Genomic DNA, 13,877 nt, shown 5'->3' with positions numbered 1-13,877 from the left:
GTCCGATTTGAACTTTGGGGGATTGAAACAAATGCCGATAACGTTGCTGGACGGAATTCTGCTGGGCATCACCCTCGTTTCCGCGGTGCTCGCAATGGTGCGGGGCTTCTCGCGCGAGGTCCTGTCGGTGGTCTCGTGGGCCGCCGCGGCCATCGCCGCCTATGTGTTCTTCAGGCCGGTAGTGCCGTTCCTGACGCCCTATATCAGCAATGAGACCATCGCCCAGATCGCGGCGGCGGCGCTCGTCTTCATCGTGACGCTCATCATCGTTTCCATCATCACCATGAAGATCGCCGATTTCATCATCGACAGCCGCATCGGCGCGCTGGACCGCACGCTCGGCTTTCTCTTCGGGGCGGCGCGCGGCATCCTGCTCGTCGTCGTGGCCATGCTGTTCTTCAACTGGCTGGTCACGGACAACCAGCCGGCATGGGTGGCGGAGGCAAAATCCAAGCCGATGATCGATTCGCTCGGCGCCAAGCTGGTGGCGCTGCTGCCGGAGGATCCGGAAGCGACGATCCAGCGGCTGAAGCCCGGCGCGGCGACGGATGCGGCGCCCGATAGCACCACCGAGCCGGAGCCGAAGGAAGACATTCCGCCGGAAGGTGCGACAAACCAGTAACTTGGTCTTTTCGTGGAAAGACCCCATATAGTGTGGCATAATAGCAAACAGACACAATTGACTCTGCGGCGAAAGGCTGGCGGCGATGACCGACATTTCACGTGACGACAATCAATTGATGTCCCTGGATGACGACACACTGCACGAAGAGTGCGGTGTGTTTGGCATTTTGGGGCATCCCGATGCGGCAACGCTGACGGCCCTCGGCCTTCACGCGCTGCAGCATCGCGGACAGGAGGCGGCCGGCATCGTCTCCTATGATGGCCGTCAGTTCTGCTCGGAACGCCGCATGGGCCTCGTCGGCGACCATTACACCAATCCGGCGACGCTGGCGCAGCTGCCGGGCAACATGGCGATCGGCCATGTGCGCTATTCGACCACCGGCGACACGGTGCTGCGCAATGTGCAGCCGCTGCTGGCGGAGCTCGAAGTCGGCGGCATCGCCATCGCCCATAACGGCAATTTCACCAATGGATTGACGCTGCGCCGGCAATTGATCGCCGATGGCGCCATCTGCCAGTCCAATTCCGATACGGAAGTGGTGCTGCATCTCATCGCCCGCTCGCGCCAGGCCTCGTCCAGCGATCGTTTCATCGATGCGATCCGGCAGATGGAGGGCGGCTATGCCATGCTCGCCCTCACCCGCACCAAGCTGATCGCCGCGCGCGATCCGATCGGCATTCGTCCGCTGGTCATGGGCGATCTCGACGGCAAGCCGATCTTCGCCTCCGAGACCTGCGCGCTGGATATAATCGGCGCCAAGTTCGTTCGCGACATCGAGAATGGCGAAGTCGTCGTCTGCGAAATCCAGCCGGATGGCTCGATCAGCATCGACACCTACAAGCCGCAAAATCCGCGGCGCGAGCGGCTGTGCCTGTTCGAATATGTCTATTTCGCCCGTCCCGACTCCGTCGTCGGCGGCCGCAACGTCTATGCGGCGCGCAAGAACATGGGCAAGATCCTCGCCAACGAGGCGCCGCTGGAAGCGGATGTGGTCGTGCCTGTTCCCGATGGCGGAACGCCGGCGGCCATCGGCTTTGCCCAGGCGAGCGGCATTCCCTTCGAGCTCGGCATCATCCGCAACCATTATGTCGGGCGCACCTTCATCGAGCCGACGCAATCGATCCGCGCCTTCGGCGTCAAGCTGAAACATTCGGCCAATCGTGCGGTGATCGAGGGCAAGCGCGTGGTGCTGGTCGACGATTCCATCGTGCGCGGCACGACTTCGGTCAAGATCGTGCAGATGATCCGCGATGCGGGCGCGCGCGAAGTGCATATCCGCGTCGCAAGCCCGATGATCTACCATCCGGATTTCTACGGCATCGATACGCCGGACGCCGACAAGCTGCTGGCCAATCAATATGCCGACCTCCAGTCGATGTGCGACTATATCGGCGCCGATTCCCTCGCCTTCCTTTCGATCGACGGTCTCTACAGGGCGGTCAGCGGCGAGCCGCGCGATGCGGCAAACCCGCTCTTCACCGACCATTATTTCACCGGCGATTACCCCACCCGCCTCCTGGACAAGGACGGCGCCAGCAATGTGCGCCAGTTCTCGCTTCTCGCAAACAAGGGTTGAGTACGGCATAATGATCTCTGACGGCAGTTTCCGCCTGGATGGCAAGCTTGCGCTTGTCACCGGGGCATCCCGTGGCATCGGCTATTTCCTGGCGAAGGACCTTGCGGCGCGCGGCGCCCACGTCATCGCCGTCGCCCGCACGGTCGGCGGCCTCGAAGAGCTCGACGACGAGATCCAGTCCGCCGGCGGTTCGGCGACGCTGGTGCCGCTCGACGTCACCGACCTGCCCGCCATCGACAGGCTGGGCGGCTCGATCCATGAGCGCTGGGGCAAGCTCGACATCATGATCGCCAATGCCGGCGTCCTCGGCACCATCTCGCCGATCGGCCATATCGAGGCGAAAGTCTTCGAGAAGGTCATGTCGGTCAATGTGAACAGCGTCTGGCGCCTCATCCGCACCACCGATCCCCTGCTCCGCCAGTCGGAAGCCGGCCGCGCCATGGTGCTGTCGTCGAGCGTCGCCCATTCGGCGCGCGCCTTCTGGGCCGCCTACGCCGCCTCCAAGGCCGCCATCGAGGTTCTGGCGCGCAGCTGGGCCGAAGAGAGCAAACAGACGCGCCTGCGGGTGAACTCCGTCGATCCCGGCGGCACGCGCACCGCCATGCGCGCCCAGGCGTTTCCGGGCGAAGACCCCGACACGCTGCCGACCGCAGCCGAGGTGGCGGCGAAGATCGCCCTGCTTTGCGACCCGCGCATCGACGATGCGGGCAAGCTCTACAATGTGCGCCAGGGCAAGCTGCTGGACTATAACGAGCCGGGCTGAGTTCGCCTTCCTCATGGTGGGTTTGTCTCTCAAGCTGAGCCTACACCCCTCATGCTGCCTCCTCATGCAGAGCTCCACCACCCTCATGCCGAGCCTGTCGAAGCACGCACTGTATTGATGCAGCTCCCTAAAAAGGGATTGCACGAACGTTGCTGCGTCCTTCGACAAGCTCAGGATGAGGGAAATTGGATTGATTGCAGGAAGGTTGGGAGCTGAAGTTTGAAACCTCTCCGAACTACCGCCCTGCCACCTCGCTCATGCTGAGCTCCGTCTCTCTCATGCAGAGCTCCATCACCCTCATGCTGAGCCTGTCGAAGCACGCACTATCTTGATGCGATCAAAAAAAGGCTTGCACGAACGTTGCTGGGCCCTTCGACAAGCTCAGGATGAGGGAAATTGGATTGATTGCAGGAAGGTTGGGAGCTGAACGCCGTCGTCAGGAAACCGTGTCGGTGCCGGGGGCGTCCTTTGCCGCGAGCGCGGCGGCGTCCGCCGCCTCGTAGCGCCGCCAGGCCCTGTAGCTCAGCGGCAGCAGCAGGAAGAAGGCGATCGTCGTCAGGGTCAGCGTTTCCCAGGTATAGCTCATCAGGAAGGCGACATAGCCGACGATGAAGAGGAATGTCGGCATCACCCATTCCGAGCGCAGCCGCAGGCTGGCGGACTTGCCGCTATAGACCGGCAGGCGGCTGATCATCAGCACGGCCACCAGCACCGTATAGGCGGCGGCGGCAAAGGCGATGCTGCGCGTCGGCGCCATGCCGAGAAAGCCGAGATAGACCGGCAGCATCACCAGCAGCGCGCCGGCAGGCGCCGGAACGCCGGTGAAGAAATTGCCCTGCCAGACGGGCTTGTCGGTGACGTCGAGCATGACGTTGAACCTTGCCAGGCGCAGGCAGCAGGCGATGCAGTAGAGCAGCGCCGCGATCCAGCCGAAGGACCGCGCCTGGTCGAGCATATAGGCGTAGAGGACCAGCGCGGGAGCGACGCCGAAATTGACGATGTCGGCGAGCGAATCCATCTGCGCGCCGAATTTCGACGAGCCCTTCATCATTCTGGCGATGCGCCCGTCGACGCCGTCGAGAAATGCCGCAAGCAGCACCATGGAGACGGCGAGCTCGAAACGGTTCTCGAAGGCCAGCCTGATGCCCGTCAGCCCGGCGCAGATCGCCAATACGGTGATGACGTTCGGCAGCAGGTAGCGCATGGGGATGCGCGTGCGGGCCCTTCGCCGCTTTTCGCCGAAGAGCGGATCGCTTTCCGTGTCGTTGCCGGGCTTTGCCATAACCACCGCCTCAGCTTACCCGCACGAGCGGCGCATTCGGCGTGCCGCCGAATTCGGCGATCACGGATTCGCCGCCGACGGCCGTCTGGCCAACGGCAACGCGCGGCGAAAAGCCTTCCGGCAGGTAGACGTCGAGGCGCGAGCCGAACCGGATGAGGCCGAAGCGCTCGCCGACCGACAGCGCGATATCCTCATCGACCCAGCAGACGATGCGCCGTGCGACGAGCCCGGCGATCTGCACCACGGCGATGGTGCCATGGGGACTGTCGATGACGAGGCCGTTGCGCTCGTTCTCGGAGCTTGCCTTGTCGAGATCGGCATTGAGGAACTTGCCCGGCCTGTGGACGATGGTCGTCACGCGCCCGCGCACCGGGGCGCGGTTGATATGGCAGGAAAACACGTTCATGAACACGGAAATACGCGTCATCTCGCCCTCGCCGAGCCCAAGCTCGCGCGGCGGGATGGCCGGACCGACAGCGGAGACGACGCCATCGGCCGGGCTGATGACGAATTTGTCGTCGGTCGGCGTGACGCGCTGCGGATCGCGGTAGAAATAGGTGCACCAGGCGGTGAGGATCAGCCCGATCCAGAACAGCGGCCCCCAGAAATAACCGAGGACCAGCGTCGCGGCGGCAAAGCCGGCAATGAACGGATAGCCTTCGCGGTGGATCGGCACAAAAGTGTTACGGATGGTGTCGATTAGGGTCATGCAGTTCTTCCCGGTTGCGAAGCATCCATGTCGTGGAACGGCCAGCGTTTTTCAACAGGTCGCGCGTTCTTATCGGAGAATGCCGCCTCTAGCAAACCATTCACGCCGGCATTGCCGGCTTTCCACGGACAACGACACCGAGATCGTCTTGTTCCTGCACGCGGCGCAGACGCTCCTCCGCCTCCGTCGCCTCGCGCTGGCGGTTCCACATGGAAGCATAGAGCCCCTTGCTCCTCAGGAGCTTCGCATGGGTGCCGCGCTCGGCGATCACGCCGTCCTTGAGGACGATGATCTCGTCGGCGCCGATGATGGTCGACAGCCGGTGCGCGATGACGAGCGTGGTGCGGTCGCGGCTGACGAGATCGAGAGCCGCCTGGATCTCGTGCTCGGTGGCGCTGTCCAGCGCCGACGTCGCCTCGTCGAGGATGAGGATGGGCGGCGCCTTGAGGATGGTCCGCGCGATGGCGACGCGCTGCTTCTCGCCGCCTGAAAGCTTCAGGCCGCGTTCGCCGACCATGGACTGATAGCCCTCCGGCAGCGTCTCGATGAAACCCGATATCTGCGCGAGTTCGGCGGCATTGCGGATTTCGTCCTCGGTGGCGCTGACGCGGCCATAGCGGATGTTGTAGGCGATGCTGTCGTTGAACAGCACCGTATCCTGCGGCACCATGCCGATGGCGGCGCGCAGGCTCTCCTGCGTGACGTCGCGAATGTCCTGGCCGTCGACGCTGATCGACCCGCCCTGGATGTCGTAGAAGCGGAACAGCAGGCGCGACAGCGTCGATTTGCCGGCGCCGGACGGGCCGACGATGGCGACGGTCTTGCCGGCGGGCACGTCGAAGGTCACGCCCTTGAGGATCGGGCGCTTCTCGTCATAGGCGAAGCGCACATCGTCGAAGCGCACGGCGCCGCGGGCGATCGCCAGCGGTTTCGCATCCGGCTTGTCCTCGACCTCCTGCCTCACATCGAGCAGGTCGAACATCTGTTCGATGTCGGTCAGCCCCTGGCGCACCTCGCGATAGATGAAGCCGATGAAATTGAGCGGAATGGAAAGCTGCATCAACATGGCGTTGATGAAGACGAAATCGCCGATCGTCTGCGTTCCGGCGAGGACCTCCCTGCCCGACATGATCATCATGACCGCCATGCCCGCGCCGAAGATCACCGCCTGGCCGAAGTTCAGCCAGCCGAGCGATGTCCATATGCGCGTCGCGGAAATCTCGTAGCGCGCCATGGCGCTGTCGAAGCGCCTGGCTTCCATCGCCTCATTGCCGAAATATTTCACCGTCTCGAAGTTCAGCAGCGAGTCGATTGCCTTGGAATTGGCGTCGGTATCGGATTCGTTCATGTCGCGGCGGATGCCGATGCGCCAGTCGCTGGCGCGGACGGTGAACCATGTATAGAGCCAGACCGTCACGACCACGACCGCCACATAGGTCCAGCCATAGGTGACGGCGAAGATGATGGCGGTGAGGAGGAATTCGATCACCGTCGGCGCCGTGTTGAGGATCGTAAAGCGCACGATCGTCTCGATGCCCTTGGTGCCGCGCTCGATGATGCGCGACAGGCCGCCGGTGCGCCGCTCCACATGGAAGCGCAGCGACAGCTGGTGCATGTGGACGAAGGTCCTGTAGGCGAGCTTGCGCACCGCATATTGCCCGACGCGGGCAAACAGCGCATCGCGCAGCTGGTTCAGGCCCGCCTGGACGATACGCGCGACATTGTAGGCGGCGATCAGCATGAGCGGGCCGACGAACAATACCGGCACCATCTCGGAAGCCTCGAACTTGCCGTTCAGCGCGTCGGTGGCCCATTTGAAGAAATAGGGAACGAGGATCAGGACAATCTTGGAGACGACGAGATAGACCGAGGCCCAGACCACCCGCATCTGCAGGTCGGGACGCTCCTGCGGCCACATATAGGGCCATAGGTTGCGGATCGTCTGGAGTGTCTTTCCAGACTCGGCGGATACGGTTTTCTCAGGCACTATCGATCCTCAAGGACTTGTATGCGTTCGATGGCGGGCCGCGCCGCATGGGCTACTGGCGACGATGAACGGCTGCAGCAGAGTTCGGCCATGCCGGCCACGGCGGCTGCCGCATCGGCAAAGGTTTCCGGGCGCAGGCTGTACCAGGAACATTGGCCGGACTGCTGGAGCTGGACCAGCCCGGCCTCCATCAGCACCTTCAGATGCTGCGATACGGTGGATTGCGCCAGGTCGAGCCCGGCAACGATATCCTTGCAGCAGGAGGAATCCTGGCAGGAAAGCTGGCGGATGATGTTGAGGCGGGCAGGATGCGCCAGCGCAGCCAGGAGCCGCGCCATATTGCGATCCGCTTCATGTTGGTCGTGCCGGGGACATTGCATCGTCCATCGGCGATAAACGATTAATCCGCCGAACACAAGCTGGACGGGAAAAATATGCTGCCCGCGACCGCGATTGCGACCGATCGTTCCGCTTTTCCCTGCCCCAGCGCCAATTATTGCGTCTGCGTGGCCTTTTCCGGCAGGTTGAACACCTGCCCGGGATAGATCATGTCCGGATTGCGGATCTGTTCCTTGTTGGCAAGGTAGATCGTCGTATAGCGCATGCCCTCGCCATAGGTGCGGCGCGAGATCCGCCAGAGATTGTCGCCGCGGCGGATGATGACCGAGCCATCGACAGGGCGTAGCGGCGCGCCGGCATCGGCGGCGGCCTGAGCATCGCCCGCGGCGGCTGCCGGTTGTTCGCCGGTGGCCGGCGTCGGCGCAACGGCCGATACCCGGTCGCCCGCATCGCGGCGGAAGGGCACGGCGGCCCGCGCGACGACGGTGACGCCATCCTTGGCCAGCATGTCGGCGCGAATGATGTAATCGCCGACCTCCAGCTCCCGTACCGTCTGCACCAGGAAGCGGCCTTCCTGGGTTGCGGCGGTGGAGCCGAGCACATCGCTATTGGCATAGACCTTGACGGTCGCGCCCGGCTCGGCATTGCCGGCGACGAAGATCTTGTTGCCCTCGATCTCGACGGCTTCGACCGATATGCGCGCCTTGACCGCTGCCGGCGGCGCGGGCTGCTCGCCCTTGGCGGTGCTTGCCACCACGGTTTCGGCGGCGGGCTTCTCCTTTGCCTGCGGCTTGGTGATCATGCGGCTCGGCTGGCCCGACTGCTCGACGAGCGCCAGCACCTGGCCGGATTCACTTTCCGGAACGGAGACGATGGCGGTTTCCACCGAGGTCATGGCCGTGCCGTCGGCACCGGTCGAACGCAGCACGAGCTGGTAGTCGCCCGGCTCCAGCGGCTCGTCCAGCGCGATGACGAAATCGCCATTGGCGGAGGATTTTGTGGTGCCGATGACTTCGCCCTTCAGCAGGAGATCGACGGTCGCATCTTTGCCCGCCCTGCCGGCGATGACGATGGAGCCATTGGGTTCGACGCGCAATATGTCGAAGGTCGGCGCCCCCGGCGTTGCCGCCTGATTGGTTGCGGCTGGCTCGCCGGATGCCGGAGCCTGGGCCGGCGTCTGGGTCGATGTCTGGGCGCCCTCTGCTGCCGGTGCGGCAGGCGGCGTCTTCGCAACTGCCGCCGCGGAGGGCTTCTCCGGCGCCGGCTGCGATGCGACCGAGGCCGGCTGCGGCTGCGTGTTCGTTCCGGGCAGGTAGCCCGAATAGACGGCGACGAGACCCGCAGCAACAACTGCGCCAAATCCCCACAACAAATATCGACTGCTGGCCATGTTATTTCCGTTCATTGTTGTTCTTGCTCTTGAGCGGTTGTCCCCATCCGGTCGCGGGGGTCCGCCAAATCCCCATTTCGCGACTATGCCGCCTAAGCAGCAATTCCCCACTTCCTTATGAATTGCTCTAGCGCCTTTTGCGCCGAGCTACAAGAAAACGGTTCAAAATTGCCTCGAATTCGAGGCATTTGCGGCCAATAAATTCGATTTAATCACTGTTTAGTCACTGGCCCGTCATCGACAGAGAAGCTCTCTCCACGCTTGCCCCTTATCGCTCTTGACCTTTGGCCGCGCAGGAGGCACGAGTGAGCCATGAGCAAGATTCGATCCATTTGCGTATATTGCGGCTCTTCCCCGGGCCGCGATCCGATCTATAAACTCGCGGGCCGGACGCTCGGCAAATCGATTGCCGATCATGGGCTGGAACTCGTCTATGGCGGCGGCACCAAAGGCATCATGGGCGCGGTCGCCGAGGGCGTCATGTCGGCCGGCGGCAAGGTCACCGGCATCATCCCGGAATTCCTGATGAACAAGGAAGCGACCGAGCAGGCGCTGGGGCAGCTTTCGGAACTCATCGTCACCGAGGACATGCACCAGCGCAAGCACAAGATGTTCGAGCGGTCGGACGCCTTCGTCACCCTGCCGGGCGGCATCGGCACCGTCGAGGAAATCGTCGAGATCATGACCTGGGCGCAGCTCGGGCGGCACCGCAAGCCGATGGTCTTCGCCAATATCAACGGCTTCTGGAATCCCATGCTGGCGCTGATCGACCACATGAAGTCGGAAGGCTTCGTGCATACGTCACATTTGGTCAATCCGCTCGTGGTAGACGAGGCGGAAAATATCGTCCCTGCCATTCTCAAGGCTGCCAAGGGTGGCGACCGCGAGGGCAAGGAAGAGATTATCGAACGCATGTAAACCCGAAGGGATCAGGATGATGATGCCGCTCGATCCTGACCCCGCCTCGCCTCTCGGTGATTTCGCCGTCGTGCATGATTTCGATGCGCAGGGGCAACTGGCCGGCAAGAGCGGCGATGCCGTGCTCTGGTCCTGGCGCAATTATACGCTCGTCGATGCGCGCGCCCGCCGCAACCTCCAGTCGGATGAGAGCCTGCCTGCAACCATCAGGGACGCGCTGCTCTCGCCCGGCGACCAATTTCAGATCAGCTATGATGAAGGCTGGATGTTCGGCGAATTGCCCGATCTCCAGCACGAGCATTATGGCGATCCGCGCGAACTCGGCTATTTCCGCTTCGCCTTCAACGGCACGCAGTTCCTCAGCGGCAGGAAACATCCGCTCCAGGCCGTCGACGACACCAAGCGCGCGATCCAGACCGGCAAGCTGAAACCGGCGCGCCCGCTGGAACTCTTCAATGCCATATTCCGCCGCTTTCTCGACCTGCTCAGGATCGAGATCACCAGCCTGTCGGCAACGCTCGATTCCATCGAGGATCGCATCGTCGGCGAGAACTGGCAGGGCGAGCGCGAACGGCTGGTGCCGGTGCGGCGCCAGATCGTGGTGTTCCACCGCTATCTGTCCGCGGCGACCGCGCTTTTCCGCGATATCGACCATGCGGACCGGCGCTCGTTTCCCGAGGATATCGACGATCTGATCGAGGACCTGTCACGCCGGGCGGTGACGCTGCATGGCGAGGGCGAACAATTGCAGCGGCGGGCACGCCTGCTGCAGGACGAGCTTCTGGCCAAGATGACGGACCGGTCGAACAGGCTGCTCTATATCCTGTCGGTGATGACGGCGGTCCTGTTGCCGACCACCGTCATCAGCGGCCTGTTCGGCATGAATACCGGCGGCCTGCCCTTCGCGGAAAGCAGCCGGGGCTTTGCCATCGTCTCCTTCGTGGCGCTGGCGGTCTCGCTCTTCGTGTTTCTCGCGGTTCGCAAGATCGGCGGGTCGGGCCGCTAGGCGACGCTGCGGGCGCGGCGCGATTCCCGCAGCATCGACCAGGTATAGATCGCAAGCGCCGTCCAGATGAGCGCGAAGGCGATGAACTGCATCTGCGAGAACGGCTCGCCGAAGATGAAGATCGCCGTGAGGAAGACGATCGTCGGCGCGATATACTGCATCAGCCCGATCGTCGTATAGCGCAGCAGCTTGGCGCCGAAGGCATAGAGGATCAGCGGCACGGCCGTCGCCGGCCCGGCAAAGAGCAGCAGCCCGATATCATCGGCGCCGCCATTGACGAAATGGCTGCTGCCCTCGGAGATGGTCCAGGCGACATAGGCCAGCGAGGGAATCGACAGGATGAGCACTTCGAGCATGAAGCCCTGCGCCGGCCCGATCGGCAGCGTCTTGCGGAAGAAGCCGTAGAAGCCGAAGCTGAACGCCAGCACCAGCGATATCCATGGCAGGCCGCCCGACGAAACCGTCAGCAGCAGCACGGCGCATGCGGCGAGCGCAACGGCCACCATCTGCGGGCGCGACAGCTTTTCCGACAGGAACACCGCGCCCAGCACGACATTGACCAGCGGGTTGATGTAATAGCCGAGCGCCGTGTCGATGGCATGGCCGCTGGCGATGGCCCAGACATAGGTGCCCCAGTTCAGGGTGATCAGCATCGCCGTCAGGGTCGCCATCAGCAGCATGCGCGGCGTCGTCAGGGCGACCTTCAGATCGCCGAACAGGCCGAGGCACCAGAGCAGGATCGCGGCGATCGGCACCGACCAGATGATGCGATGCGCCACCACTTCGAGCGCCGGCATATAGGCGACGAGCTTGAGATAAAGCGGCAATATCCCCCACAGGAGATAGGCCGAAAGGGCAAAGAAGAAGCCTTTCCTGGCGTCGGACATGCCTAGCGGCACAGCGGGCGGCACGGCAGGCGGCACAGCAGGCGGCATGGTGGGATTCATATTGGCTTGCTCAGTCATGGCGCATTCCTGAAACTCATGTCCCTCCGACGAAGCCGCCAGCGTTCGGTGTGGCGCGCCAATACTGAAAGCATGGCCCGGGACATCCTCTCCGGCTGGTCCTGACCTAGACCCGCGCCCGTGCAACGTCCATTGAATTCGCCTGATTCATCCATCAAGCGCTTTGATGTTTAGGAATAAAGGCGAAAACTGCTCATTCTGCGGCGATCTTGCCGGCAAGTTCGCGGTTTTTCATCAATTTGTAGACGATGGAGTCCATCAGCGCCTGGAATGACGCATCGATGATATTGTCGGAAACGCCCACCGTCCACCAGCGTATGCCGGTGGAATCCGTCGACTCGATGAGCACGCGCGTGATGGCTTCCGTGCCGCCATTGAGGATGCGGACCTTGAAATCGGCCAGCACGAGATCCTGTATCTCGCTCTGGTAGCGGCCCATATCCTTGCGCAGGGCGAGATCGAGCGCGTTGACCGGGCCATGGCCCTCGGCGACCGACATGCGCATCTCGCCATCGACTTCCATGCGCACCACCGCTTCGGAAACCGTCTTGATATTGCCATTGGCATCGAAGCGGCGCTCGACCATGCAGCGGAACGAATCGACCTTGAAGAATTCCGGCACGCTGCCGAGCGTGCGCCGCGCAAGGAGCTCGAAACTCGCATCGGCGCCCTCATAGGCATAGCCTTCCGCCTCGTGCTCCTTGACGAGGGCGATCAGCGTATCGAGCCGCGGATCGGCCTTGGAAACGGCAATGCCGCGACGCTCCAGCTCGTTGATGAAATTCGACTTGCCGCCCTGGTCGGAGACCATGACCTTGCGCCGGTTCCCGACAGTTTCCGGCGGAACATGCTCATAGGTCGCCGGCTCCTTGATCAGCGCCGAGGCGTGGATTCCCGCCTTGGTGGCGAAGGCCGAGCTGCCGACATAGGCGCCCTGCATGTCGGGCGCGCGGTTGAGCAGCTCGTCGAAACTGCGCGACAGGCGCGACAGGCCCTGCAGCTTATCCCGGCTGATGCCGAGTTCGAAACGGTCCGACCATAGCGGCTTCAGCATGAGGGTCGGTATCAGCGTGATGAGATTGGCATTGCCGCAGCGCTCGCCGATGCCGTTCAGCGTCCCCTGGATATGGCGCACGCCCGCTTCCACCGCGGCCAGTGAATTGGCGACCGCCTGTTCCGTATCATTATGGGCATGGATGCCGAGATGATCGCCGGGGATGACGGCCGTCACCGCGCGGACGATGGCGCCGATCTCCGTCGGCTGGGTGCCGCCATTGGTGTCGCAGAGCACCACCCAGCGCGCCCCGGCATCGTGGGCCGCCCTGGCGCAGGCCAGCGCATAATTCGGATTGGCCTTGTAGCCATCGAAGAAATGCTCGCAATCGACGATCGCTTCCTTGCCGGCCTCGACGGCCGCGCGCACCGATGCGGCGATGGATTCGAGATTCTCCTCATTGGTGCAGCCGAGCGCGACACGCACGTGATAATCCCAGCTCTTGCCGACGAAGCAGACCGTATCGGCGGACGAGGCCAGCAGCGCCGCCAGACCCGGATCGTTGGAGGCCGAGATGCCGGCGCGCTTGGTCATGCCGAATGCGGCGAATTTCGCCCGCTGCGTCCGCTTCTCCGCGAAAAACGCCGTATCGGTCGGATTGGCGCCGGGATAGCCGCCCTCGACATAGTCCAGGCCGAATTCGTCCAGCATGGCGGCGATGACCTTCTTGTCCTCGACCGAGAAGTCGATGCCCGGCGTCTGCTGGCCGTCACGCAAGGTCGTGTCGAAAAGATAGATGCGTTCCCTTGTCACTTCGTCGCTCCGCCGATTGGCCATTGGTCGGTATCATGGTCCGGGTGCTGGTAGGAGATCATCGTCTTTACAAAAGCCTCCGCTGCCGGATCGCCCTCCGTCGAGAATGCCGGCAAGCCGGCGAGATCGTCCATATAGGGCAGTTTGCCTTCGATGCCCCATTGCACCGTGGGCGCGAGTTCTTCCGGATGGTCGAAGGCGCCGATCGTGATCGCCAGGCCGTCGGGCGCCTCATAGGTCAGGGGCGTGCCGCAATCGGCGCAGAAGCCGCGTTGCACGTGATTGGACGAGCGAAAACGCTTCGGCTCGCCGCGCGTCCAGCGGAAATCGGCGCCGCGCACCGAGGCGTAGGGCGCGATGAAATTGCCGAGCGCCTTCTGGCACATGCGGCAATGGCAGATCGACGCGTCGGCGAGGCGGCCCTCGACGCGAAACCTGATGGCGCCGCATTGGCATCCGCCCGTATAGATGGGCTTGTTGTCGAGGCTCATGGCAGCCACCCTCCCGGTT

Annotated in this window: 13 protein-coding genes; 5 read left to right on the top strand and 8 right to left on the bottom strand. The window is 63.1% G+C overall.

Annotation, left to right across the window (positions count from 1 at the left end):
• Positions 1-31 precede the first annotated feature (31 nt).
• From OSJ75_RS15610 to OSJ75_RS15600, 3 genes are all read left to right on the top strand, one after another.
• The gene (locus OSJ75_RS15610; protein WP_267228676.1) at positions 32-622 is read left to right on the top strand and encodes a CvpA family protein; all 591 of its coding nucleotides are present in this window, start codon (positions 32-34) and stop codon (positions 620-622) included.
• A gap of 118 nt (positions 623-740) precedes the next feature.
• On the top strand, positions 741-2,201 hold the full coding sequence (purF, locus tag OSJ75_RS15605) for an amidophosphoribosyltransferase (protein ID WP_250015401.1): 1,461 nt from the start codon (positions 741-743) through the stop codon (positions 2,199-2,201).
• A gap of 10 nt (positions 2,202-2,211) precedes the next feature.
• Positions 2,212-2,964, top strand: a complete 753-nt coding sequence (locus tag OSJ75_RS15600; protein WP_267228675.1) for an SDR family NAD(P)-dependent oxidoreductase — start codon at positions 2,212-2,214, stop codon at positions 2,962-2,964.
• A gap of 436 nt (positions 2,965-3,400) precedes the next feature.
• Here OSJ75_RS15600 and pssA read toward each other — a convergent pair whose 3' ends face one another.
• The 5 genes from pssA to OSJ75_RS15575 form a co-directional block, all read right to left on the bottom strand.
• The gene (gene pssA / locus OSJ75_RS15595) at positions 3,401-4,246 is read right to left on the bottom strand and encodes a CDP-diacylglycerol--serine O-phosphatidyltransferase (RefSeq protein ID WP_267228674.1); all 846 of its coding nucleotides are present in this window, start codon (positions 4,244-4,246) and stop codon (positions 3,401-3,403) included.
• Between the two features lie 10 nt (positions 4,247-4,256).
• The gene (locus OSJ75_RS15590) at positions 4,257-4,955 is read right to left on the bottom strand and encodes a phosphatidylserine decarboxylase (RefSeq protein ID WP_250014444.1); all 699 of its coding nucleotides are present in this window, start codon (positions 4,953-4,955) and stop codon (positions 4,257-4,259) included.
• A gap of 100 nt (positions 4,956-5,055) precedes the next feature.
• Positions 5,056-6,942 (bottom strand): ABCB family ABC transporter ATP-binding protein/permease, encoded by a 1,887-nt coding sequence (locus OSJ75_RS15585; RefSeq protein WP_416362575.1) that lies wholly within the window; start codon positions 6,940-6,942, stop codon positions 5,056-5,058.
• Complete coding sequence (locus OSJ75_RS15580; RefSeq protein ID WP_250014446.1) at positions 6,942-7,280, bottom strand: ArsR/SmtB family transcription factor; 339 nt, start codon at positions 7,278-7,280, stop codon at positions 6,942-6,944. Before OSJ75_RS15580 ends, OSJ75_RS15585 begins: the two co-directional genes overlap by 1 nt.
• A gap of 155 nt (positions 7,281-7,435) precedes the next feature.
• Positions 7,436-8,671 carry a LysM peptidoglycan-binding domain-containing protein gene (locus OSJ75_RS15575; protein WP_267228673.1) on the bottom strand — a complete coding sequence of 412 codons (1,236 nt, stop codon included), beginning with the start codon at positions 8,669-8,671 and terminating at the stop codon, positions 7,436-7,438.
• Positions 8,672-8,983: 312 nt separating this feature from the next.
• On the opposite strand from OSJ75_RS15575, the gene OSJ75_RS15570 reads away from it, so the two are divergent.
• Positions 8,984-9,589: a TIGR00730 family Rossman fold protein gene (locus OSJ75_RS15570; RefSeq protein WP_250014451.1), complete on the top strand. Its 606-nt coding sequence runs from the start codon at positions 8,984-8,986 to the stop codon at positions 9,587-9,589.
• A 19-nt stretch (positions 9,590-9,608) separates the two neighbouring features.
• Positions 9,609-10,595 carry a CorA family divalent cation transporter gene (locus tag OSJ75_RS15565; RefSeq protein WP_267228672.1) on the top strand — a complete coding sequence of 329 codons (987 nt, stop codon included), beginning with the start codon at positions 9,609-9,611 and terminating at the stop codon, positions 10,593-10,595.
• Here the strand turns inward: OSJ75_RS15565 and rarD are convergent.
• From rarD to OSJ75_RS15550, 3 genes are all read right to left on the bottom strand, one after another.
• Positions 10,592-11,560, bottom strand: a complete 969-nt coding sequence (gene rarD, locus OSJ75_RS15560) for an EamA family transporter RarD (RefSeq protein WP_416362574.1) — start codon at positions 11,558-11,560, stop codon at positions 10,592-10,594. The two genes, OSJ75_RS15565 and rarD, sit on opposite strands and share 4 nt — an antisense overlap.
• 193 nt (positions 11,561-11,753) lie before the next feature.
• Positions 11,754-13,391 (bottom strand): citramalate synthase, encoded by a 1,638-nt coding sequence (gene cimA, locus OSJ75_RS15555; protein ID WP_267228671.1) that lies wholly within the window; start codon positions 13,389-13,391, stop codon positions 11,754-11,756.
• The gene (locus OSJ75_RS15550) at positions 13,364-13,858 is read right to left on the bottom strand and encodes a GFA family protein (protein ID WP_267228670.1); all 495 of its coding nucleotides are present in this window, start codon (positions 13,856-13,858) and stop codon (positions 13,364-13,366) included. Before OSJ75_RS15550 ends, cimA begins: the two co-directional genes overlap by 28 nt.
• Between the last annotated feature and the right edge of the window lie 19 nt (positions 13,859-13,877).

This window comes from Phyllobacterium sp. 0TCS1.6A, from assembly GCF_026420825.1.
Lineage (GTDB): Bacteria > Pseudomonadota > Alphaproteobacteria > Rhizobiales > Rhizobiaceae > Phyllobacterium.
Note: the sequence above shows the minus strand (reverse complement) of the source record. Positions and strands in the feature narration are given on the sequence as shown.